Origin of the sequence: Burkholderia humptydooensis, assembly GCF_001513745.1 — a bacterium.
In the GTDB taxonomy this organism is placed as follows: domain Bacteria; phylum Pseudomonadota; class Gammaproteobacteria; order Burkholderiales; family Burkholderiaceae; genus Burkholderia; species Burkholderia humptydooensis.
Genome location: NZ_CP013382.1, coordinates 1,998,049 through 2,020,411 on the forward strand (window position 1 = coordinate 1,998,049; position 22,363 = coordinate 2,020,411).

The window sequence follows — 22,363 nt, forward strand, 5'->3', positions numbered from 1 at the left end:
GTCGGCACCCCACCCTGCTCATTCGATAAAAAAAGATTCCCGCGTTGCGCACGCGAATCCGCGACTATTGCTGAAACGACGCACCACTCCGACGACCGTTGCGCATCCCGCGCACAATCGGATGCCGTTGGCGAAAAATACAAACCCATTTTTCGCGCTACCCGTCACCAAACGACGCCGAATGGTCACGATGCGACGGACCGGGCCGATGCCGACGTCGGCCGTCATCGCGCATCGAGCGCCGCACGCACGGCAGGCAAGCCCGGCGCGCCGTTCGCGGTGGTCACGCCGTCGAGCCACGCGTCGACGAGTGATGGGTTCGCGCGCAGCGCGTGTTGCGCGGCGTCCACAGCGGAGCGCTTGTCCTGCAGCATCGCGGCGATCATTCCGTTCAGTTGCCGGGGAACACGTCGATCTGCCCTTTCTTCAGACCTTGATACGTGATCGGCACCGACAGGTTCGACACGCTCTGCCGGTAGCCGAGCGCCTTCAGCACGACGCCCGCGAGCGCATCCGTCGCTTCGATGTCGGTCCAGCCGGGGCCGGCCATCCGCACGTCGCGGCACGCGGCGGCCTCCGCGGCCGATGCTGTCGCGGCACACCACGACAACGCCGCAGCCGCCGTCATCGCGGCCGGCACGCGGCACGCGCCTTCGAAGAAGGTCATCTTGTACCAGAGGCCGCGCTCGCCGAGCATGTCGCCACGATCGGCGGTGACGATCACGATCGTGTCGTCGGTGAAGCCGCATTGGTCGAGCGCCGCGCCGAACTGCGCGTCGCTCGGCGGCGTGCGGTCGACCTCGCACACGGCGCGCAGGCGCCGCGAATGCGGGTCGCTCGCGTCGAAATCCATTCGGACTGCCAGCAGATCGATGTCTTCATCCCGGTACAGATCCCAGTATTCGCGCGTGATCGCATACGGATCGTGCGGATGCGTGAGCGACACGACCATGCAGAAGGGCCGCGTATCGCGGACGGCGGCTTTCTCGCGTGCGACGTCGAAGATCTTCTGGCGCGCGGCGAATGTCACGTCGTCGTCGAAATCGAGCTGGTTGGTCCGCACGCACGGGCCGGCGTCGAGCACCGAGCTCATGTTGTGATACCAGCGCGGCCGCTCGGCGGGATGCGTCCAGTCCGGCACCCAGCCGAAGTCGGCCGGGTAGATGTCGGTCGTGAGCCGCTCCTCGAAGCCGTGTAGCTGATCGGGCCCGCAGAAGTGCATCTTGCCCGACAGCGCGCGCAGTGCCGCTCTTTCGCCGCTGGCTGCTCGAGGCGTGCCCGTGACGCGTCCGGCGTTGGCGCGCCGATTCCAGCAGCGCGGCGCTTCGGTTCTATCCGCATCCGATCTGGCTTGATTAACTTGTGCATCGCCTCGGACGTCCGGCATCCGCGCCGTGCGCGGGGCGCCATCGAGTCAGAGGAAATCCATGTCCGTTTCACAACGTCCCCATCAGTTCGTGCTGACGCTGTCGTGTCCGAGCGCGGCGGGCCAGGTCGCCGCCGTCGTCGGCCTGCTCGACCGGCATCGCTGCTACGTCGACGAGCTGACCGTCTTCGACGACGATCTCAGTGCGCGCTTCTTCGTGCGCTGCGTGTTCCATGCGACGGACGACGCCGATTCGCTGCGCGTGGACGCGCTGCGACGCGAGTTCGAGCCGATCGCCGCACGCTTCGGGATGCAGTGGGCGATCCACGACGTCGCCGCGCGGCCGAAGGTGCTGATCATGGTGTCGAAGCTCGAGCATTGCCTCGCCGATCTGCTGTTCCGCTGGAAGATGGGCGAGCTGAAGATGGACATCGTCGGGATCGTGTCGAACCATCCGGATTTCGAGCCGCTCGCCGCGCAGCACGGACTGCCGTTCCGGCACTTCCCGATCACCGCTGACACGAAGGCGCAGCAGGAAGCGCAGTGGCTTGACGTGTTCGAGACGAGCGGCGCCGAGCTCGTGATCCTCGCGCGCTACATGCAGGTGCTGTCGCAGGAAACGAGCGCGAGGCTCGCGAATCGCGCGATCAACATCCACCATTCGTTCCTGCCGGGGTTCAAGGGCGCGAAGCCCTACCACCAGGCGCACGCGCGCGGCGTGAAGCTGATCGGGGCGACCGCGCATTTCGTCACCGACGATCTCGACGAAGGGCCGATCATCGAGCAGGTGGTCGAGCGCGTCGATCACTCGTACCGGCCCGAGCAGTTGCTCGCGGTGGGGCGCGACGTCGAATGCATCACGCTCGCGCGCGCGGTGAAGGCGTTCATCGAGCGGCGCGTGTTCCTGAACGGCGATCGCACCGTCGTGTTCCAGTAGCAGGCGCGCAGCAAGCGGCGGCCTCGACGTTTCGCTGCGGCCCGGATGCGGCGACGCATCCGGGCATCCTCGCCGGCGCACGCCTGCTATCGCAGCCAGGCGAAGTAATACGACGCCGCGATCGTCAGCGCGGCGGCCGCGAGCGCCGCATACGGCGCGACGTTCAGCCACGCGCTGCGCGCCGGCACGACGAGCTCCATGTCGCGCTGCATCTGCGCGGGGAAACGGCCGCGATCCTGCCAGTAGTGGCGATAGACGAACACCGGCACGATCAGCAGCATCGCGATGAGCCCGTTGCGCAGCGTGCCCGCGCCTTGCAGATCCGCGCCCGCGCCGACATAGACGAGGTTCGCGTAGCCGCAGATCGAGCCGAGCACGACGAGCCATGTCGGGCAACGAAACGGCCGCTGCCATTGCCCGCGGTCCATTCGATGAATCCAGCCCGACTGCAAATTCAGGAAGACGAACAACATGTAGCAGACGTTCGAGATCGACAGCACCGTCATGTAGTCCGACATCAGCAGCAGCACGAGATTGAAGCCGAGATCGGTCCACATCGCGCGCGTCGGCGCACCGTGCTCGTTCACGTGCGACAGGTACTTCGGCAGCCAGCCGTCGACCGACGCCTGATAGAGCGTGCGCGACGAGCCCATCATCGACGTCATCACGATCAGGAGGATCGACAGCATCAGCATCACGACGACCGCGTTCGCAACCCAGGCGCCGCCGCCGACGATCCTCGCCATCGCGGCCGCGACGCCCGTGCCGTCGCCGATGCGCGGATCGAGCATCGCCGCGGTGCCGAGCGCGCCCTGGAACGCCATCGGCACGAGCGTCATCACGATCAGGCAGAGGGCACCCGACCAGAAGATCGCCTTCGCAGTGTCGCGGCGCGGATCACGGAATTCGCGCGTGTAGCAGACGGCCGTTTCGAAGCCGTACGACGCCCAGCCCGCCATGAACATCGCGCCGAGCACCATCACGACGCCCTGCCCGTTCCAGCTACCGAACGTGGCGGCGGTGAGATTGCCTTGCGCATCGTGGCCGAGCGGCAGGAGCGGCAGGAGATTCGACATCGGCACGTCGCCCGTGACGAACGGCACGATGCCGACGATGAAAAGCGGCGTCAGCGACGCGATGCCGAGAATGCGCTGCGTGCGTGCGGCCTTCGATGCACCGCTGTGCTGCAGCTTGAACGTGATCAGCAACAGGATCGTCGCGATCACGAAGGTGGCGTTGACCCGCAGGGTCAGGCCGGGCTTGATGAAGCCGAGATCGGCGAGCGTCCATTGCCAGTGCAGGATCGCTGCGTCCGCCGGGAACAGGCTGGTGAGCGCGTAGCTTGCCGCGAGACCGCAGCCGAGCGCGAGCATCGGCGACCACGCGAGCCAGTTGCACCACACCGAGACGGGCGCGATCAACTTGCCGTATCGCACCCAGCCGATCGCACCGTACACCGATGCGCCGCCCGATTTATGGGGAAATAGCCCGGAAATTTCCGCATAAGTCGCGCTTTGAATCAGACCCATCGTGATTGCGGCGATCCACACCGCCCACGCGGGCTGGCCGACCGTCGCGCATACGCCGCCGATCGTGAACAGCACGCCTGCCGGCACGCCGCTCGTTACCCAAAATGCGTCCTTCCAACTGAGGCCACGGTGCAACGTGTGGCCCCTTTCTTCATGTGAGATGGTTGCCTCGATCTCGCTGGTGCTGCGCGCGCGCAGTCCTGCTTGACTCATCCAAAATCCTCCGTTGAAGACTCCGCACAAGGGTACATTCTAACAACACTACATTGTGCGAGTCGAAAAAATATCGAAAATTACGCAGGAAAACCCGCAGTTTTCTCCAATTGTTTCGGATACCTTCGAATTTTTATTCACACGCTCAAGCCCCTCACACGGGCCTGAGCGGGCTTGTCGTCACTGCCCGGAGCCGAGCCATTCGCCGACGCGATCGCCATGTGCTGCGATCCATGCATCGGCCGCCGCCGCAGGCTTCGATCCGTTCTGGATCGCGAGCATCACGCCGTCGATCTCGCCCGGCTTCCACTGGAACTTCTTCAGGAACGCGACGACGGGTTTCGCCTTCGTTTCGAGCGCCGGATTCGCGACGTTGTCGACGTGCTCGGCCTCGCCGTACACCTTCTTCGGATCGTCGAGGAAGCGCAGCTTCCATTTCGCGAACATCCAGTGCGGCGCCCAGCCCGTGACGACGACAGCCTTGTTCGCATGGATCGAGCGCGCGAGCTCGGCGGTCATCGCGCTGCCCGAGCTCGGCATCAGCGAATAGTTCAGGCCGTATGCCTTGATCGCGTCGTCGGTCTTGCGCATCACGCCCGCGCCGGCGTCGATGCCGACGATGCGCCCGGCGAAGTCGCTCTTCTGCGCGTCGAGATCGGCGATCGTCTTCGCCTTCACATAGATCGGCACGATGAGGCCGATCTTCGCATCGGGAAAATTGGTGCCGAGATCGACGACCTTCGTCTTGAACTGATCCCAGTACGCGCCCTGCGTGACGGGCAGCCACGCGGACAGCGTCGCGTCGAGATCGCCGCGCGCGACGCCCTGCCACATCACGCCCGCCGCGACCGGCACGAGTTGCACCGGGTAGCCGAGCTTCGTCTCGATGATGCGCGCGGCGACGTTCGACGTGGCAACGCTGTCGTCCCAGCCTTCGACGTAGCCGATCTTCAGCGTCGGCTTCGTATCGGCCTGCGCCGGCGCGGCGGCGGCGAGCATCATCGACAGCACGCCGCAGCCCATGAGTTTCGTGAGGAATTTCATGATCGATCTCCTTGAGGTTGTCGGAAAGCAAGGGGCCTCTCTAGGTTCTTCAACCACAATTCCCCGGTATCGTTCTTTTACGACACGTTCTTGCGCAGCGGCGACGCGCTCACTTGTCGACGACGAGATCGGACAGCGGCTTGCTGCAGCAGAGCAGCACCATCCCCTGATCGATTTCGCGCTGACGAATGCCGCCGTTATGCTTCATGTCGACCTGACCGGACACGAGCTTCACCTTGCAGGTGCCGCACATCCCCTGCGTGCACGACGCCGGCAGGCGCACGCCCGCGCGGCGCGCGGCGTCGAGCACGTGCTGGTCCGCGCCGCATGCGATCTCGCGATTGCTCTTCGCGAACGCGACCGTGTACTGGCGCACCTGCGCGTCGCTAGCGGCGTCATCCGCCGGCGCTTCGGTCCGGGGCTCGCTTTGCGCGGGCGTCTCGAACGAGAAGCTCTCTTCGTGATAGCGGCTGCGATCGAATCCCGCTTCGGCGAGCATGTCGCGCACCGCTTTCATGTACGGCGCGGGTCCGCACGTGAAGATCTCGCGCTCGGGGAAATCCGGCGCGATCAGCTTCAGGAGCGGCAGCGACAGGAAGCCCGTCACGCCGTGCCAGTTCGTGCGCGCGCCGAGCCGCTCGCACACGAATGCGGTGCGGAAGTTCGTGTGCGTCGACGCGATCAGATCGAGTTCGCGCGCGAAGATGATGTCGTCCGGCGTGCGCGCGCTATGGACGAACACGATGTCGCGATCCTCGGCGAGGTCGTGATGCGCGCGGCTCATCGACATCAGCGGCGTAACGCCCGAGCCCGCGGACAGAAACAGGTATTTGCGCGCCGGATGCCGCGCGCACGTGAATTCTCCCGCGGGGCCGAGCACGCGCAGCGGCGCGCCCGGCTGCAGGTTGTCGTGCAGCCAGTTCGACACCTTGCCGCCCGGCACGCGCTTGACCGTGATCGAAATCGTGTGCGGACGCGCGGGCGACGACGAGATCGTGTAGCAGCGGTTGATCGTCTCACCGCCGATGTCGAGCTCGAGCGTGATGAACTGCCCCGGCTCGAACGAGAACGCGCGCCCCTGCGGCGAGCGAAAGAAAAAGCTCTTCACATCGTGCGTTTCCTGCCGCACGTGGCAGCAGACGAGCGTCTCCTCGACGTCGCTCGTCCAGCGTTCCGGCAGCGCCTGCCAGAATGCGGAACGCGTCACGCGGCTGTCGGCCGGCTCGAAATTCGCGGCATCTCGCATCATTGTTGCGCTCCGTCTTCGTGCTATGCGCCGATATGCGCGGCCAGCCGGCCGACGTACCACTCGCAGAACTTCTCGACGAGCCCTTCGGTGTACGGAGAATACGGGCCCGGCTCGTATGCGCTGCTCGCCGCGCCGCGCTGCGAGAATTCGACGAGCGCGCGATCCTGGTCGTTCGTCGCGTTCCAGACGGCCGTCAGGTTCTTCACGTCGTAGTCGACGCCTTCCTTCGCGTCCTTGTGAACGAGCCATTTCGTGCGCACGAGCGTTTCGTCCGCCGACAGCGGAATCACCGAGAACGTGACGATGTGGTCGCTCATGAAGTGGTGCCACGAATTCGGCTGTGTCCAGAACGACAGGCCGCCGAGATCTGCGCGGCGAAATTCGCCGAGCAGCTTCTTCGACGCGATCTTCGCGTCGAGCGTTTGCGATTCGCCGCTGCGGTCGAGCGGCAGCCGCTGCGTGCGAAAGCCCGTCACGTCGGTCAGGCGCTCCACTTCGACGGACGGCAGATTCAGCGCTTCCCACTGCGCGGCGCGCTCGGTGCAGGTACGCTCGAACGCGGCCATCCCATCGGCATTCGCGGGCGACGGCTGATAGCCGAAGCCGTATTCGTACAACGAAATGGTCAGCTCCGGATGGTTCGCGACGCAGTGATAGCACTCGCGATTGTTCTCCATCGTCAGCTTCCAGTTGCCTTTCTCGATGATGTCGATCTGCGCGGCGATCTTCGTGTTCGGCAGATCGTGCGGCAGCAGGTACGGCTCCATCGCGGCGCGCATCGTCGCGAAATCGGCGGGCGGCTCGTCGGCGAGGCACACGAACAGCAGCCCCGCGAGATTCTGCAGATGAACGGGCTTCAGGCTGTGCTTGCAGCGGTCGAACTTCTCGCCCATGTGCTCGGCGAACATCAACTGGCCCGTCAGGTTGTAGGTCCAGCTGTGATACGGGCACACGATGTTGCCGACCGATCCCTTTTCCTCGTTGCACAGGCGCGCGCCGCGATGGCGGCAGACGTTGTGGAACGCGCGAACCTGCATGTCGTCGTCGCGCACGATCAGGATCGAATCGGCGCCGAGCTGCACCGTCACGTAATCGCCCGGCTCGGGCACGTCCGGCTCGACGCCCACCTGGATCCAGTGCTGCCGAAAGATCGCGTCCATGTCGAGCGCAAAGATCTCGTCGCTCAGATAGAACGGGGCTTCGAGGCTGTAGCCTGCCTTGCGGCGCGCCACCAGCGCGCGGATGTCTGCCGATACTTTCATCGTTTGCTCCGGATTCCTTGCATCCATGGTGTTGTTGCCGACAGGCTTCGTTCAGTAGTCGATGAGCTGATGCTCGCGCAAATACGCAAGGATCACTTGTGCTTTTTCGACCGAACTCCCTTCAATTACGACGTTTCCGCCGCGGCTTTCGGTCGTCGTCGCGGACAGCATCCGCGCGTGGCCGGAGCGCTTGTCGGCCGCCGCGAGCTTCACCGGCTTGCGCTCGGCCGCGCGCGTCGCCCATTGCCCGGCGTCCGCCGCCGCGCGGGTGGCGACGCGCGTCGCGCGCACGTCGCCCGCGCGCAGCCGCGCATACGCGTAGCGCGGCTGCGCATTCGCGAGCGGATGCACGGCGACGACGGCGGGCAGCGCGGCGTCGACACGCCTGCGAACGCCTTTCGGCAGGAATTGCCGCAGCGTCGCGCGTGCAGCGTCGACGCTCACGTCGACCGCCGCGCCGGCGAACCGCCAGCCGAGCGCCGCCGCGACGCGGTACGGCAGCATGCCCGTGTCGTAGGCGCCTTCGGCGCGCGTGCCCGTCAGCACGAGATCGTGGTCGCGCACGCGCTCGGCGAGCGCGGCGGCCGCGTCGTCGCCGTCCGCGCACTCGAGCACGTCGACGCTCGCCGCGCCGAGCGCGAGGTAGTCGGCGAGCGCCGGATTGCGCGCGTCGCCCGCGTGGATCACGTCGAGCCGGGCGCGGTGCTCGGCGGCCAATGCGCGGCCGATCTCGAGCGCGGCCGCATCGTTGCGGCTGTAGCGCGGCGCACCCGACACCGGATGGCGTCCGACCGACACCAGCACCGCGATGCTGGTCAGCTTGCGATTCGCGTTCATGCGGCGGCTCCCATGTACTCGCGCTCGTTCGATACGGCGCCCGCTCGCGGCTGCGCGGCGCGGGCCGCGTTCACCGCTTCGATCAGCGCCGCGATCGTCGCCTGCGCGTCGCCGACGATCGTCAGGTTCGCGCGCTTGACGATCGGCGCGCTGCCGTCGAGATTCACCGCGATCACGTGGCGGCAGTCCTTGATCCCTTGCAGATGCTGGACCGCGCCCGAGATCCCGAACGCGATGTAGACGCTCGCGTCGACCGTCTTGCCCGTCGCGCCCACCTGCTTGTCGCGCGTGAAGTGGCCGTTGTCGACCGCGACGCGGCTCGCGCCGACCGCCGCGCCGAACGCCGCCGCGAGCGTCTCGAACGCGGCGACGTCGGTCACGCCGTTGCCGGCCGACACGATGAAGTCCGCCTCCTCGAGCGCGACCTGCGCGGCATCGATCTCCTCGAGGCCGAGGTCGCGATAGTCGCCCGATGCGCTCGGGCGCGCGCCGAAGGCGCTGGAGGCGTCGAGCGCGCGCTCGAGCGCCGCGCCGACGAACGGCAACGTCGGATCGACCGCGTTCGGCGCGAGCAGCACGACGTCGGGCAGCGCGCGCGTCGCGAAGCCGCGCTTCGCATCGACGTACACGCCGACGTGGTCCGCCGCGATTTCGACGACGTGCGCCGCGACGCTCGCGTTCGCCGCCGCCGCGTAACGGCGGCCGAGATCGCCGTCGCCCGTCGCGTTGTCCGGGATGAACACGTGCTGCGGCGAGAGCGCGGCCGCGCACGCGCGCAGCGCGTCGAGCTCGCGCTCGGGCGCGAACGCGCGGCGGTCGAAATCGCGCAGCACGATCAGCGTGTCCGCGCCGAGCGCGCCCGCATCGTCGTTCAGTTCTCCGAACACGACGAGCGCGACTTCGGTCTGCGCGCCGGCGAGCAGCGCGGCGGCCGCGAGGGTCTGGCGCGCATGGTCGTCGAGCGCGCCGCGCTCGCTGTGCGCGGCGACGAGAAACACGCGCGCAGCTTCCCGCACGACGCGCACCGGCTTCGCGGCCGCCGCGCCGTGCGCGCGCAGCGCCCATTGCGCGGCGCCGCCGGGCGCGCCGCCCGTCTCGCCGAGCGTGATGCGTTTCAGTCCCGTCGCGGTCACGATGAACGGCCGGCGCGGATCGATTCGTTTGAGCGTGGTCATCGTTTCACTCCAGCGAAGCGGCGACGAGTTCGGCGACGTCGAGCACGTCGGGCCGCGGGCCGACGACGCCTTCGAGCATCGCGGTGCAGTTCGGGCAGCCGACCGCGACGACGTCCGCGCCCACCGCGCGCGCGTCGGCGATCCGGATGTCGGGAATCCGCTGCTTGCCCGGGATGTCGGTGAGCGGCGCGCCGCCGCCGCCGCCGCAGCAGCGGCCGCGCATGCCGTTGCGCTCCATCTCGACGATCTGGATGCCGAGCGTCTTCAGGAGCTTGCGCGGCGCTTCCGTCTCGCCGTTGTAGCGGCCGAGATAGCAAGGGTCGTGATAGGTGATGCGCTTCTCGCGCAGCGCGTCGGCCGCCTGCGGCTTGATCCTGCCGGCCGCGACGAGCTCGGCGACGAACGTCGTGTGATGCTTGACTTCGTAGCGGCCGCCGAGCGCGCGGTATTCGTTGCGCAGGCTGTGCATCACATGCGGATCGGCCGTCACGATCTGCTTGAACGACAGCGCGCCGAGCGTGCCGATCAGGCGCTTGCCCATCTGCTGGAACGTCGCCTCGTCGCCGAGCCGGCGCGCGACGTCGCCCGTGTCCGTTTCCGCTCGGCCGAGCACCGCGTAATCGACGCCCGCATGATCCAGCACCTTCACGAGCGCACGCAGCGTGCGCTGGTAGCGCATGTCGAACGCGCCTTCGCCGGCGACGATCAGCACGTCGACGGGACGCCCCGGCTGCGCGACGGGCGCGCTCAGGTCGACCGACCAGTCGTAGCGCGCGGCCATGTCGTAGCCGCCCATCGTGCCCGTCTCGCGCAGGTTCGCGAGCACCTCCGCGCCCTTGCCCGGCACCGCGCCGTGCACGAGCGTCTGGTTGCGGCGCATGTCGACGATCGCGTCGACGTGCTCGATCAGCATCGGGCACTCCTGCACGCACGCGCGGCACGTCGTGCACGACCACAGCGTGTCGGCCTCGATCAGCGACGACACGATCGGCCGCTGCGGATCGCCGCCGTGCTTGCCGACGGCAATGCCGGGCGTCGGGCTGCCGGCATACGCGGCGTCGGTGCCGCCCGCCATCCCGACGACGAGATCCTGGATCAGCTTCTTCGGATTGAGCGGCTGGTCCGACGCGAACGCGGGGCAAGCGGCTTCGCACTTGCCGCACTGCACGCACGCGTCGAAGCTCAGCAACTGGTTCCAGCGGAATTCGGCCGGCCTCGCGACGCCGTACTCGTCGTGCTCGACGTCGGACGGCTTCAGCGCGGTCGGCGGCGTCGCGCCGCCGTTGCCGGTGTATGCGTCACGCGTCGTCGCGAAGCGCTCCTGGCGCGGATGGAACGCGAGATGCAGCAAGCCCGCGATCGCGTGCTTCATCGGCCCGCCCTTCGCCGCGCCGACCGTCATCGCGAACGCGCCGGCGCCGATCAGCGCCGCGCAGAACGCCGCGAACGCGCCCGACATCGCGGCCGCCGGCACGAGCATGAACAGCACGAGGCCGAGCGCGAACGCGCCGAGCAGCCACGGCAGCGTATTCCACGGCCCGCGCGACAGCCGCGCGGGCACGTCCCTTGCATGACGGCGACGCCAGACGAACACCGCGCCGGCGAACATCGCGAGCGCCGCGAGCAAGATCAGCTTGTCGAGCCACGGCGAATAGATCGCGAGCCCGTAGTTGACGAACACGAGCGCGAGCGCGGCGAGCGCGCCGCCCGCCGTCGCGACGTGCGTCTTCGCGATATACGGATCGCGCGCGACGACGTGGTGCAGATCGACGAAGTAACGCTTCGGAATCGCAAACAGATTCGTGAGCCCGAACGCGCCGGGCGCGGTGGCGCGGCCGAGCCGCCAATACGACGAACGCTTCGCGACCGCGAACGCGAGGCCCGCGACCGACAGCCACAGCAACGCGGTAATCAGGATGGCCGGCTTCATCGTCAGAAATCCTTCACGAGACGCAGCGCGTCGTAGATCGCGCCGTGGATGTTGTGCATCGAGATGCAGTCGCCGACGCGAAACAGCAGGAAGCGGCCGTTGCCGAGCGCCTCGGAAAGGCACGGCTGCGGCTCGGCGGCGAACAGCCTGTGCACGTCGACCTGGCCGCGATTGACCGATTCGGGCTTCAGCTTCCAGTACAGCGAGTCGTTCGGCGTGATGCCGTTCTCGATCACGACCTGATCGACCGCGCGCTCCTCCTGCTCCTCCGTGTATTCGTTGCGCAGCACCGCGATCTTCTTGCCGTCCTCTTCATAGACGCGATCGAGCCAGTGGTTCGGCGTGTGGATCACGCCCTGCGCGTAAAGCCGGCGATAGAAGATCGGGAACGTCGTGCCGCCGCAGTCGTCGGCCACCTTCACGTCCGGCGTGACGATCTCGACGTTCGAGCCGCGGCTCGCGATGAAGTCCGCGACGCCAGCGCCCGCATGCGTGCTGACGCCGTCGTAGACGAGCACGTTCTTTCCCGGCTCGACGCGGCCTGACAGGATGTCCCACGAGCTGACCGCGAGCGCGTCGGCGACGCCCCAGCCCGGCACCTGATCGGTGAAGCTGCGCCCGCCCGTGGCGAGCACGATGATGTCCGGCCGCTCGGCCAGGATCGTCTTCTCGTCCGCCTCGACACCGAGCCGCCGGTCGACGCCGAGCCGCTTCGTCTCCATGTCGAACCAGCGCACGATGCCCGCCATCTGCTCGCGCTGCGGCGCTTTCGCCGCGAGCATGATCTGCCCGCCGACTTCGTGGTTCTTCTCGAACAGCACGACGTCGTGGCCGCGCGAACGCGCGACGCGCGCGGCCTCCAGCCCCGCGGGCCCCGCGCCGACCACGACGACCTTGCGCTTCGGCCCGCGCGACTTCCCGATCACGTGCGGCATCGTCGCCTCGCGCGACGTCGCCGCGTTCTGCACGCACAGCACGTCGAGGCCGTTGTACTGGCGGTCGATGCAGTAGTTCGCGCCGACGCACTGCTTGATCTCGTCCTCGCGGCCGTCGCGGATCTTGATCACCATGTGCGGATCGGCGATCTGCGCGCGCGTCATGCCGACGAGGTCGACCATCCCGCTCGCGAGCAGGCGCTCGGCCTGGCCCGCGTCACGGATGCTCTGCGCGTGCATCACCGGAATCTTCACGACCGACTTGATGCCCGCCGCGAGATGCACGAACGGCTCGGGCGGCAGTGCCATCGGCGGCATGCAGTTCGCGAGCGTGTTGTGCGTGTCCGCGCCCGAGCCGATCACGCCGAGGTAATCGATCAAGCCCGTCTCGGCCATCGCCTGCGCGATCTCCTTCAGTTGCTCGTGATCAAGGCCGTCCTCGTGGAATTCGTCGCCGCACATCCGCAGGCCGACGCAGAAATCGCGGCCGACCGCCTCGCGCACCGCCTTCAGCACTTCGACGCCGAAGCGCAGCCGGTTCTCGAGGCTGCCGCCCCATTCGTCGGCGCGAAAGTTCGTGCGCGGGCTCCAGAACTGGTCGATCAGATGCTGGTGCGCGGCCGAGATCTCGATGCCGTCCATCCCCGCATCCTTCACGCGCTTCGCGGCCGCCGCGAAATCGCCGATGATCCGGCGGATTTCCTCGACCTCGATGATCTTCGCGTTGCCGCGGTGCACCGGCTCGCGCACGCCCGACGGCGACATCAGGTGCGGCCAGTGCTCGCCGTGGAACGCCGAGCGGCGGCCCATGTGGGTCGCCTGGATCATGATCTTCGCGCCGTGCCGATGCATCGCCTCGGCGAGCCGCGCGAGCGGATCGACGATCCTGTCGGTCGACAGGTTCACCGATTTCCACCAGCCCTGCGGGCTGTCGATCGACACGGGGCTCGAACCGCCGCACACCGCGAGGCCGACGCCGCCCTTCGCCTTCTCTTCGTAATAGCGGATGTAGCGGTCGCCCGGCAGGCCGCCCGGCTCCGCGTACACCTCCGCGTGCGCGGTGCTGACGATCCGGTTGCGCAGCGTGAGCTGGTTCAGCGTCAAGGGTTTGAACAGATTGGGATAGCGCATCGCAGGCGACCTCTGGCGTTCGAATGTCTCGTGTTGCGGGTGGGGTTCCGTGTCGGCGAATCAGCGGGCGATCGGCGACACTTCGAAGACGCAATGGTCGTGGCCCTCGGCCGCGCACTGCACTTCCGTCGACCGCGCGCGCGGCGCGCCGCGGCCTTCCGGCGTCGTGTCGTTGACCCAGTCCATCGCGCCCGCGAACCAGCCCGCGAACATGTAGCAGAGCTTGCCCGCCTTGCCCGGCTGCGCGAGCACGAACGACGAATGGCGCAGCTCGATCCTCGCGCGCGCGGCGGCCGGATCGGCGTCGACGATCGAGAACAGCCCCCAGCCGCGCTGCGACAGGCGCTTCAGGTAGTGCTCGAACACCGCCATCCCGGCGATCCCGTGCTGCTTCGCCTCCTTGTCGCACCAGTGGTACGCCGACTTGTAGCCGGCCTGATAAAGGATGTCCGCGTAGGCGTCGCGGCCGAGCGCCTCTTCCACTGCCGTATGGTTGTTCGTGAAGAAGTGGCGCGGCACGTACAGCATCGGCAGCGCGTCGGTGGTCCAGACGCCGGTGTTCGGATCGACGTCGATCGGCAGTTGCGGTTGCATCGTGTGACTCCGTGGGGGTAAAACGCGCGGCGCCCTGGCGCACGCGCGGCATCGTCCGCGCGCCGACGCTCGTCGAGCGGGCGCGTCCTGAATCGGATCGGTTGAAAGCGGGCTGAAAAACGGGTTGAAAACGAACGGCGCGGGCGTGGCATGCGGACGTCTACGCGCCCCAGACCTCCTTGAACACGCGCACCCAGTTCTCACCCATGATCTTGCGGATGCGCGATTCCTTCCATCCGGCGCGCGCCATCGCGGCCGTCAGGTTCGGGAACTCTCCGATCGTTCGGATGCCTTCCGGATTCACGACCTTGCCGAAATTCGTGAGCCGGCGGTAGCGGCCCTTGTCGTGCGTGAGCCAGTCGAAGAAGTCGACGCTGTAGCCCTGCGTGAAATCGGTGCCGATGCCGACCGCGTCCTCGCCGATCAGGTTCACGACGTAGCCGATCGCCTCGATGTAGTCGTCGATCGTCGCGTCGATCCCGCGCTTCAGGAACGGCGCGAACATCGTCACGCCGACGAAGCCGCCCGCATCGGCGATCTCCTTCAACTGCGCGTCGCTCTTGTTGCGCGGATGCTCCTTCAGCCCCGACGGCAGGCAGTGCGAATAGCAGACGGGCTTCTTCGAGAACGCGATCGCCTCCGACGACGTATTGCCGCCGACGTGCGACAGATCGACCATGATCCCGACGCGGTTCATCTCCGTGATCACCTCCCGGCCGAAATCCGACAGCCCGCCGTCGCGCTCGTAGCAGCCGGTGCCGACGAGGTTCTGCGTGTTGTAGCAAAGCTGCACGACGCGCACGCCCATGTCGGCGAACGCCTCGACGTAGCCCAGGTTGTCCTCGAACGCGTGCGCGTTCTGGAAGCCGAGGATCACGCCCGTCTTGCCGTCCTTCTTCGCGCGGAGGATGTCGCCCGTCGTGCGCACGAGCGTCAGCAGTTCGCCGTTGTCGCGAATCTGCTTTTTCATCAGCGCGATGTTGTCGACCGTCTTCGTGAAGTTCTCCCACACGGATACCGTGCAGTTCGCGGCCGTCACGCCGCCCTTGCGCATGTCTTCGAACACCGAGCGTTCGAACTTCGAAATGTTCAGGCCATCGATGACGATGCTGTCCTGGTGCAGCGTGCTCATGGATTCTCCAGTCTTGTCGGCGCGTGGGTCAGTAGATCGGGAAGCGCTCGCAGAGCGCGAAGATCTCGCGGCGCACGCGCTGTTCGGTCGCGTGATCGCCTTCCGGGTTCGCGCGCAGCGCGTCGAACACGTCGAGAATCAGGCGGCCGACCTCGCGGAACTCCGCGACGCCGAAGCCGCGCGTCGTGCCCGCCGGCGTGCCGAGGCGAATGCCCGACGTGATCGTCGGCTTCTCGGTATCGAACGGGATGCCGTTCTTGTTGCACGTGATGCCCGCGCGCTCGAGCGCCTGCTCGACCTGCGCGCCCTTCAGGCCCTTCGGCAGCAGATCGACGAGCAGCAGATGGTTGTCGGTGCCGCCCGTCACGAGGTCGACGCCGCCCGCCTTCAGCACGTCGCCGAGCGCCTGCGCGTTCGCGAGCACGTGGTCGATGTAGGTCCTGAAGTCCGCGTGCAGCGCCTCGCCGAACGCAACCGCCTTGCCGGCGATCACGTGCATCAGCGGGCCGCCCTGCAGGCCGGGGAACACCGCCGAGTTGATCTTCTTCGCGATCTCCTCGTCGTTCGTCAGCACGAAGCCGCCGCGCGGGCCGCGCAGCGTCTTGTGCGTGGTCGACGTGACGACGTGCGCGTGCTCGACCGGATTCGCATGGCGGCCCGCGGCGATCACGCCGGCGATGTGCGCCATGTCGACCATCAGCTTCGCGCCGACCGAATCGGCGATCGCGCGAAAGCGTGCGAAATCGAGCTTGCGCGGATACGCGGAGAAGCCTGCGATGATGAGGCTCGGCTTGTGCCGCTGCGCGAGTTCCTCGACCTGGTCGTAATCGATCAGCATCGTGTCGCGGCTCACGCCGTACTGGAGCGCGTTGAACCACTTGCCGGACAGCGCCGGCTTCGCGCCGTGCGTGAGGTGCCCGCCCGCGTCGAGCGACATCCCGAGCACCGTGTCGCCCGGCTTCGCGAGCGCGAGCATCACCGAGCCGTTCGCCTGCGCGCCGGAGTGCGGCTGCACGTTCGCGTAGCCGGCGCTGAAGATCTGCTTCACGCGATCGATCGCGAGCGCCTCCACTTCGTCGGCGAATTCGCAGCCGCCGTAATAGCGCTTGCCCGGATAGCCTTCCGCATACTTGTTCGTCAGCACCGAGCCCTGCGCGTCGAGCACCGCGCGCGACACGATGTTCTCCGACGCGATCAGCTCGACCTGCGACTGCTGGCGTTCGAGTTCCTTGAGGATCGCGCCGCGCACGGACGCGTCGCGCTCGGCGAGCGATTGCGAGAAGAAGGGGTTGGCGTTCGACATAAGGCGTCTCGTCACTGAATTTTGAGGGAGCGCCGGTGGCAGGCCAGAAGGCCCTTCGCACGGCGTTTGGGCGTTCCGCCGCAGCGGCTGCCGACGGCTCTATTCTTGTCGTTCGGATTTTCAGCCGATTGATGAATTCAGACGCTTTCTTTCCCTTTTCCGACATGTCCGTCACTTTTGAACAAGTGACCGGTCGTGCGTTTTTCGCGGCGGCCGTGCCGGGCGTCTGACGGCCGTCCGGCACTGGCTCGGTGCCGCCGCTGCACTCGCGCCGCGCAGCCGCTCACGGTTACGGTGCGGCGCAGCGAAAGGCCGCCGACAGGCAGCCGACGGAATCTAGGGTTTAGCCGTATGGCACGCTTGTTGCGCTCGATTTCACAATACGCGAGCCGAGCGCCCCGGCCGCATCAAGATCAGATCCAAGGAACGCTTCCCCATGTCGCCCGACCGCACCGCGTCGCTGTCTCATTTCGCGTTCATGCCGCTGCCCAACTTCACGATGATCGCGTTCACGAACGCGATCGAAGTGCTCAGGATGGCAAACTACCTGAGCGGGCAGCCGCTATACCGCTGGTCGATCATCAGCCCCGAAGGCGGCATGATCACGGCGAGCAACGGGCTCGCGGTCGACACCGGCCCGGCGGAATGCGCCGGGCAGCCCGACATCGTGTTCGTCTGCGGCGGCGTGGACGTGCAGCGCGCGACGCAAGCCGGGCATCTCACGGCGCTGCGCCGCTTCGCGCGCGCGGGCGTCGCGCTCGGCAGCCTCTGCACCGGCACCTATGCGCTCGCGAAGGCGGGGCTCCTCGCCGGCTACGCGTGCGCGATCCATTGGGAAAATCTGTCGGCGCTGAAGGAAGAATTTCCCGATACGCGCTTTCTCAAGGAACTGTTCGTGATCGACCGCGATCGCGTGACCTGCACGGGCGGCGTCGCGCCGCTCGACATGATGCTGAACCTGATCGCGTCGCGCATCGGCACCGCGCGCGTCACGCAGATCGCCGAACAGTTCATCGTCGAGCACGTGCGCGACACGAGCGCGCAGCAGCGGATGCCGCTCGTCGCGCGGCTCGGCTCCGCGAACAAGTCGCTGTTCGAAGTGATCGCGCTGATGGAGAACAACATCGAGGAGCCGCTGTCGCGCGAAGAGCTTGCGCGGCTCGCGAACATGTCGCAGCGGCAGTTGCAGCGCCTCTTTCGCGAGCATCTCGGGATGACGCCGACGCATTACTACCTGACGCTGCGCCTGCGCCGCGCGCGCGAGCTGCTGCTGCAGACCGACATGTCGATCATGCACATCACGATGGCGTGCGGCTTCCAGTCCGCGTGCCACTTCAGCAAGAGCTACCGCGACGCATTCGGCACCGCGCCGACGCGCGAGCGCCGCAAGCAGGTCGCGCCGCTCGCGCAGCCGTCGATGCCGGGCGGCGCGAGCGTGCCGTCGATGATGCTGCACGCTTGAACACGATCGCCGCGCCGCGCCCGCGCGTCAGGCCGCCTTCAGCATCCCGTGCGGATCGATGACGAATTTGCGCGGCGCGCCGCCGTCGAACTTCTTGTAGCCCTCCGGCGCGTCGTCGAGCGAAATCACCGTCACGTTGACGATCTCCGCGATCGGCAGCCGGTCGAACAGGATCGCCTGCATCAGGTTGCGGCTGTACTTGAGTACGGGCGTCTGGCCGGTATGGAACGAGTGCGACTTCGCCCAGCCGAGGCCGAAGCGGATGCTCAGGCTGCCGTGCTTCGCGGCGACGTCGACGGCGCCCGGATCGTCGGTCACGTACAGGCCCGGAATGCCGATCGCGCCCGCGGGCCGCGTGATCTCCATCAGCGAGTTCAGCACCGTCGCGGGCGCTTCCTCCGCATGGCCGGACGAGCCGTGGCCGTGCGCCTCGAAGCCGACGCAGTCGACCGCGCAATCGATCTCCGGCTTGCCGAGAATCTGCTCGATCTGCTCGCCGAGCGTCGCGTCCTTCGACAGATCGACGACCTCGAAGCCCATCGCCTTCGCGTGCGCGAGACGCTCGGCGTTCATGTCGCCGACGATCGTGCACGCGGCGCCGAGCAGGCGCGCCGACGCGGCGGCCGCCATCCCGACCGGGCCCGCGCCCGCGACGTAGACGGTCGAGCCGGGCTTCACGCCGGCCGTGACCGCGCCGTGATAGCCGGTCGGCAAGATGTCCGACAGGCACGTGAGATCGCGGATCTTCGCCATTGCCCGATCGCGATCGGGGAATTTCAGCAGGTTGAAGTCGGCATACGGAACGAGCACGTACTCGGCTTGCCCGCCGATCCAGCCGCCCATGTCGACGTAGCCGTAAGCGCCGCCCGCGCGCGACGGATTCACGTTCAGGCACACGCCCGTGTGCTGCTCCTTGCACATCGCGCAGCGGCCGCACGCGACGTTGAACGGCACCGACACGAGATCGCCGATCCTCAGCGTCTCGACATCGCGACCGACCTCGACCACTTCGCCCGTGATCTCGTGACCGAGCACGAGACCGACGGGCGCCGTCGTGCGGCCGCGCACCATGTGCTGATCGGAGCCGCAGATATTCGTGCTGACGACCTTCAGGATCACGCCGTGGCCGATCGCGCGGCCGCTCGGGTCGACCATCTTCGGATAGTCGATCTTCTGCACCTCGACCTTGCCCGGCCCCTGATACACGACACCTCGGTTGCTGCTCATCGCTTCGTCTCCATGTCTCGTTGGCGGTGCGCCGCGCGTCGCCCGGCCCGCGCGTTCGCGCGTCGGCCGGACTTGCAGCGGGCCTTTCGAGGTTAGTCCGCGAGCCGGGGGGCCGAGCGTCCAAAAACCGACATCCGCTTGGCCGCGGCCGACATGCGATGGAAACGGCGGCGCCGAAGCGGCACCGGCGATAGCGGCAGCGACGGCGATCCGCGCGACGCGCGGGGCGTCGCGACGCGCAACCTGTGCGAGTGGGAGGAAATGCGCGTCAGCCGCCGCGCGGGCCGTCCGTGTCGCCGGCCTCGACGACGGGCAACGCGAGCCGATGCGCGACGTCGGCCGGATGCGCGATGACGCCGAGCATCAGCTCGGCGATCGCGCGGCCGGACGCGTGCCCGGTCGGCTGCAGCACCGCGCTCGCCTTGTACGGAAACGAGATGTCGGGCGATACGCCGTCGTAGACGATCAACGACACGTCGTCGACGAAACGCCTGCCGCTCGCGACGATCGCCCTGAACGCGCCCGCGCCGGCGATGTTGTTGTCGATGACGAGCGCGGTCGGCGGATCGGGAAGCGCGAGCAGCGCCTGCGCCGCGCCGTAGCCGCCGTCGCGCGTGAACGCGCATTCGCGGATCAGCGCGGCATCGGGCTCGATCCCCGCGTCGCGCAGCGCGCGCTCGAAGCCCGAGCGCCGCTGCGCGGCGAAATTCATCGTCTGCGGCGCGCAGACGAGCGCAATGCGCCGGTGCCCGAACGCGATCAGCCGCTGCGCGGCCGCATGCGCGCCCGCCTCGTTGTCGAAGTCGAACCACGTGTATGGCTTCGCGCTCGCGGTCCGGCCATAGGCGACGAACGGAAATTCGCGCTCCTGAAGAAAGCGGATGCGCGGATCGTCGACGAGCGTGCGCGCGACGATCAGCCCGTCGACGAGCCGGCCGTCGACGAGCCGCCGGTACGTCTCGAGCTCCGCGTCCGGCCGCGCGGACACGATGAAGAAATCGCGGCCGCTCTCGCCCAGGCGCTCCGTGATGCCCGCGACGACCTCGGCGAAGCGCGGATCGCCGAGGTCGCCCGCGCCGAACGGATAGACGATGCCGACCGCGTCCGCACGCCCGGTCGCGAGCCGGCGCGCGGTCGGGTCGGCGACGTAGCCGAGCTCGCGCGCCGCCTGCATCACGCGTTCGCGGGTGGCCGCGCTCACGTCGTCGTAGCCGTTCAACGCCCGGCTCACCGTCGTGCGCGACAGCCCGAGCGCGTCCGAAAGCGCCTTCAGATTCACCTTCACCGTCGTTCCCCGTATTCGATGTCCTGCCCGGCCGAACCCGTTCGAGCAATTATTTCCATCTGGTAAGCATTACCGTCAAATAAATATCTTTTGCCTTCCAAACCGGTTTGAAATAGTATCCAAACCGGTTTGGATATCGATACCACCCTTAGACGTTCCCTTTCACCGTCAACTGAAACAACGCCGAGATGACATATTTTCTTTCTTGCCGCACGACTGCGGCCAAACGTTTGCTGCTCGCTGGCGGCGCACTTGCCGCCTTCGCGTCCGCTTCGCATGCGCAGACCGCCGGCGCCCCCATGCCCACGCCGCACACGCAGCAGGCTTACGACCCTGAAAGCAACTTCACGATGCGCTGGACGCGCGCCGACATCCGTCAGATCGTCGCCCAGTCGCACACCGCAGGCGCAGACAAGAACTCGCTGCCGCAGGCGCTGACGATGCCGAACATCCCGCAGGATTTCCCGCTGATCAATTCGGACGTGTGGGTCTGGGATACTTGGCCCCTCGCCGACCTGCGCGCGAACCAGCTCAGCTACAAGGGCTGGGAAGTGATCTTCTCGCTCACCGCCGACCCGCACGCGGGCTACACGTTCGACGACCGCCACGTTCATGCGCGGATCGGCTTCTTCTATCGCCGCGCGGGCATCCCCGCGTCGCAGCGGCCCGCGAACGGCGGCTGGACGTGGGGCGGCCACCTGTTCCCGGACGGCGCGAGCGTCAAGGTGTTCGGCACCGCGCCGATGACCAACAACGCCGAATGGTCGGGCTCGGCGCGCCTCACGCACGGCGACAACGTCAGCCTCTACTACACCGCGACGTCGTTCAACCGCTCGGCGCCCGGCGGCGCCGACATCACGCCGCCGATGGCGATCATCACGCGCGCCGACGGCCACATCCACGCCGACGACAAGCACGTCTGGTTCAGCGGCTTCGACGATCACAAGGCGCTGCTGCAGCCTGACGGCAACTATTACCAGACCGGTCAGCAGAACACCTACTTCTCGTTCCGCGATCCGTTCGTGTTCACCGACCCCGCGCACCCGGGCAAGACCTACATGGTCTTCGAGGGCAACACGGGCGGCCCGCGCGGCGCGCGCACCTGCACCGAAGCCGATCTCGGCTACGCGCCGAACGATCCGTACAAGGAAGACCTCAACGCGGTGATGAATGCGGGCGCAGTGTATCAAAAGGCCAACGTCGGCCTCGCGGTCGCGACGAATCCGCAGTTGACCGAGTGGAAGTTCCTGCCGCCGCTGCTGTCGGCGAACTGCGTCGACGATCAGACCGAGCGTCCGCAGATCTACATGAAGGACGGCAAGTACTACCTGTTCACGATCAGCCACCGCACGACGATGGCGGCGGGCGTCGACGGCCCGGACGGCGTGTACGGCTTCGTCGGCAAGGGCATCCGCAGCGACTTCCTGCCGCTGAACGGCGGCAGCGGCCTCGTGCTCGGCAACCCGACCGACTTCTCCGCGCCCGCCGGCGCGCCGTACGCGCAAGACCCGAATCAGAACCCGCGCGAGTTCCAGTCGTACTCGCACTACGTGATGCCGGGCGGCCTCGTCGAGTCGTTCATCGACGCGATCGGCGCGCGGCGCGGCGGCACGCTCGCCCCGACGGTAAAGGTCAACATCAACGGCGAATCGACGGCGGTCGACCGCACGTACGGCGTGGGCGGCCTCGGCGGCTACGGCGACATTTCCTCGAACCAGCCAGCCTTGGGCGCAGGCCACAACTAACTGAAGC

20 protein-coding genes and 2 pseudogenes are annotated in these 22,363 nt (G+C 67.3%); 4 read left to right on the forward strand and 18 right to left on the reverse strand.

Annotated features, from left to right (window positions below):
- Nucleotides 1-18: 18 nt before the first annotated feature.
- The 4 genes and pseudogenes from AQ610_RS37045 to AQ610_RS27865 form a co-directional block, all read right to left on the reverse strand.
- Nucleotides 19-228, reverse strand: a complete 210-nt coding sequence (locus AQ610_RS37045; RefSeq protein ID WP_180988214.1) for a hypothetical protein — start codon at nt 226-228, stop codon at nt 19-21.
- Nucleotides 225-386 (reverse strand): hypothetical protein, encoded by a 162-nt coding sequence (locus tag AQ610_RS38450; RefSeq protein WP_006027764.1) that lies wholly within the window; start codon nt 384-386, stop codon nt 225-227. The genes AQ610_RS37045 and AQ610_RS38450 overlap by 4 nt, the downstream gene beginning before the upstream one ends.
- An 8-nt stretch (nt 387-394) precedes the next feature.
- Nucleotides 395-628 (reverse strand): annotated as a pseudogene (locus AQ610_RS38455) (glycine betaine ABC transporter substrate-binding protein); the annotation flags it as partial.
- Nucleotides 620-1,234: pseudogene (locus AQ610_RS27865) on the reverse strand (sulfatase-like hydrolase/transferase); the annotation flags it as partial. The pseudogenes AQ610_RS27865 and AQ610_RS38455, both read right to left, overlap by 9 nt.
- Nucleotides 1,235-1,427: 193 nt before the next feature.
- Between AQ610_RS27865 and purU the strand changes: the two are divergent.
- Nucleotides 1,428-2,303: a formyltetrahydrofolate deformylase gene (purU, locus tag AQ610_RS27870; protein ID WP_006027766.1), complete on the forward strand. Its 876-nt coding sequence runs from the start codon at nt 1,428-1,430 to the stop codon at nt 2,301-2,303.
- Nucleotides 2,304-2,389: 86 nt separating this feature from the next.
- Here purU and AQ610_RS27875 read toward each other — a convergent pair whose 3' ends face one another.
- The 11 genes from AQ610_RS27875 to AQ610_RS27925 form a co-directional block, all read right to left on the reverse strand.
- The gene (locus tag AQ610_RS27875; RefSeq protein WP_043282826.1) at nt 2,390-4,045 is read right to left on the reverse strand and encodes a trimethylamine N-oxide permease; all 1,656 of its coding nucleotides are present in this window, start codon (nt 4,043-4,045) and stop codon (nt 2,390-2,392) included.
- Nucleotides 4,046-4,225: 180 nt separating this feature from the next.
- On the reverse strand, nt 4,226-5,089 hold the full coding sequence (locus AQ610_RS27880; protein WP_006027768.1) for a glycine betaine ABC transporter substrate-binding protein: 864 nt from the start codon (nt 5,087-5,089) through the stop codon (nt 4,226-4,228).
- Nucleotides 5,090-5,198: 109 nt separating this feature from the next.
- On the reverse strand, nt 5,199-6,338 hold the full coding sequence (locus tag AQ610_RS27885) for an FAD-binding oxidoreductase (protein ID WP_006027769.1): 1,140 nt from the start codon (nt 6,336-6,338) through the stop codon (nt 5,199-5,201).
- A 20-nt stretch (nt 6,339-6,358) separates the two neighbouring features.
- On the reverse strand, nt 6,359-7,627 hold the full coding sequence (locus AQ610_RS27890; RefSeq protein ID WP_006027770.1) for an aromatic ring-hydroxylating oxygenase subunit alpha: 1,269 nt from the start codon (nt 7,625-7,627) through the stop codon (nt 6,359-6,361).
- A 24-nt stretch (nt 7,628-7,651) separates the two neighbouring features.
- Nucleotides 7,652-8,437 carry a drug:proton antiporter gene (locus AQ610_RS27895; protein WP_006027771.1) on the reverse strand — a complete coding sequence of 262 codons (786 nt, stop codon included), beginning with the start codon at nt 8,435-8,437 and terminating at the stop codon, nt 7,652-7,654.
- Complete coding sequence (locus tag AQ610_RS27900) at nt 8,434-9,612, reverse strand: electron transfer flavoprotein subunit alpha/FixB family protein (protein WP_006027772.1); 1,179 nt, start codon at nt 9,610-9,612, stop codon at nt 8,434-8,436. Before AQ610_RS27900 ends, AQ610_RS27895 begins: the two co-directional genes overlap by 4 nt.
- A 4-nt stretch (nt 9,613-9,616) precedes the next feature.
- Nucleotides 9,617-11,542, reverse strand: coding sequence for a (Fe-S)-binding protein (locus AQ610_RS27905; protein WP_006027773.1), 1,926 nt, complete (start codon nt 11,540-11,542; stop codon nt 9,617-9,619).
- A 2-nt stretch (nt 11,543-11,544) separates the two neighbouring features.
- Nucleotides 11,545-13,608, reverse strand: coding sequence for an NADH:flavin oxidoreductase (locus AQ610_RS27910; protein WP_043282827.1), 2,064 nt, complete (start codon nt 13,606-13,608; stop codon nt 11,545-11,547).
- 60 nt (nt 13,609-13,668) lie between these two features.
- The gene (locus tag AQ610_RS27915) at nt 13,669-14,202 is read right to left on the reverse strand and encodes a DUF5943 domain-containing protein (RefSeq protein ID WP_006027775.1); all 534 of its coding nucleotides are present in this window, start codon (nt 14,200-14,202) and stop codon (nt 13,669-13,671) included.
- 160 nt (nt 14,203-14,362) lie between these two features.
- A complete protein-coding gene (locus AQ610_RS27920; RefSeq protein ID WP_006027776.1) occupies nt 14,363-15,334 on the reverse strand; it encodes a dipeptidase in 972 nt (323 codons plus the stop codon).
- A gap of 28 nt (nt 15,335-15,362) precedes the next feature.
- Nucleotides 15,363-16,637 (reverse strand): serine hydroxymethyltransferase, encoded by a 1,275-nt coding sequence (locus AQ610_RS27925; RefSeq protein ID WP_006027777.1) that lies wholly within the window; start codon nt 16,635-16,637, stop codon nt 15,363-15,365.
- Nucleotides 16,638-16,672: 35 nt separating this feature from the next.
- On the opposite strand from AQ610_RS27925, the gene AQ610_RS37050 reads away from it, so the two are divergent.
- Together AQ610_RS37050 and AQ610_RS27930 are read left to right on the forward strand one after the other, a co-directional pair.
- Nucleotides 16,673-16,867 (forward strand): hypothetical protein, encoded by a 195-nt coding sequence (locus AQ610_RS37050; RefSeq protein ID WP_006027778.1) that lies wholly within the window; start codon nt 16,673-16,675, stop codon nt 16,865-16,867.
- A 206-nt stretch (nt 16,868-17,073) separates the two neighbouring features.
- Complete coding sequence (locus AQ610_RS27930) at nt 17,074-18,099, forward strand: GlxA family transcriptional regulator (RefSeq protein ID WP_006027779.1); 1,026 nt, start codon at nt 17,074-17,076, stop codon at nt 18,097-18,099.
- 27 nt (nt 18,100-18,126) lie between these two features.
- Here AQ610_RS27930 and fdhA read toward each other — a convergent pair whose 3' ends face one another.
- From fdhA to AQ610_RS37055, 3 genes are all read right to left on the reverse strand, one after another.
- Nucleotides 18,127-19,326: a formaldehyde dehydrogenase, glutathione-independent gene (gene fdhA, locus AQ610_RS27935; RefSeq protein WP_009914481.1), complete on the reverse strand. Its 1,200-nt coding sequence runs from the start codon at nt 19,324-19,326 to the stop codon at nt 18,127-18,129.
- A 268-nt stretch (nt 19,327-19,594) separates the two neighbouring features.
- A complete protein-coding gene (locus AQ610_RS27940) occupies nt 19,595-20,611 on the reverse strand; it encodes a substrate-binding domain-containing protein (RefSeq protein ID WP_009914480.1) in 1,017 nt (338 codons plus the stop codon).
- Entirely contained in the window at nt 20,608-20,889 is a 282-nt protein-coding gene (locus AQ610_RS37055) for a hypothetical protein (RefSeq protein ID WP_162486727.1), read from the reverse strand. The genes AQ610_RS27940 and AQ610_RS37055 overlap by 4 nt, the downstream gene beginning before the upstream one ends.
- Between AQ610_RS37055 and AQ610_RS27945 the strand changes: the two genes are divergently transcribed.
- Nucleotides 20,800-22,356 carry a glycoside hydrolase family 68 protein gene (locus AQ610_RS27945; RefSeq protein WP_041862047.1) on the forward strand — a complete coding sequence of 519 codons (1,557 nt, stop codon included), beginning with the start codon at nt 20,800-20,802 and terminating at the stop codon, nt 22,354-22,356. The genes AQ610_RS37055 and AQ610_RS27945 overlap by 90 nt on opposite strands.
- Nucleotides 22,357-22,363: the final 7 nt, after the last annotated feature.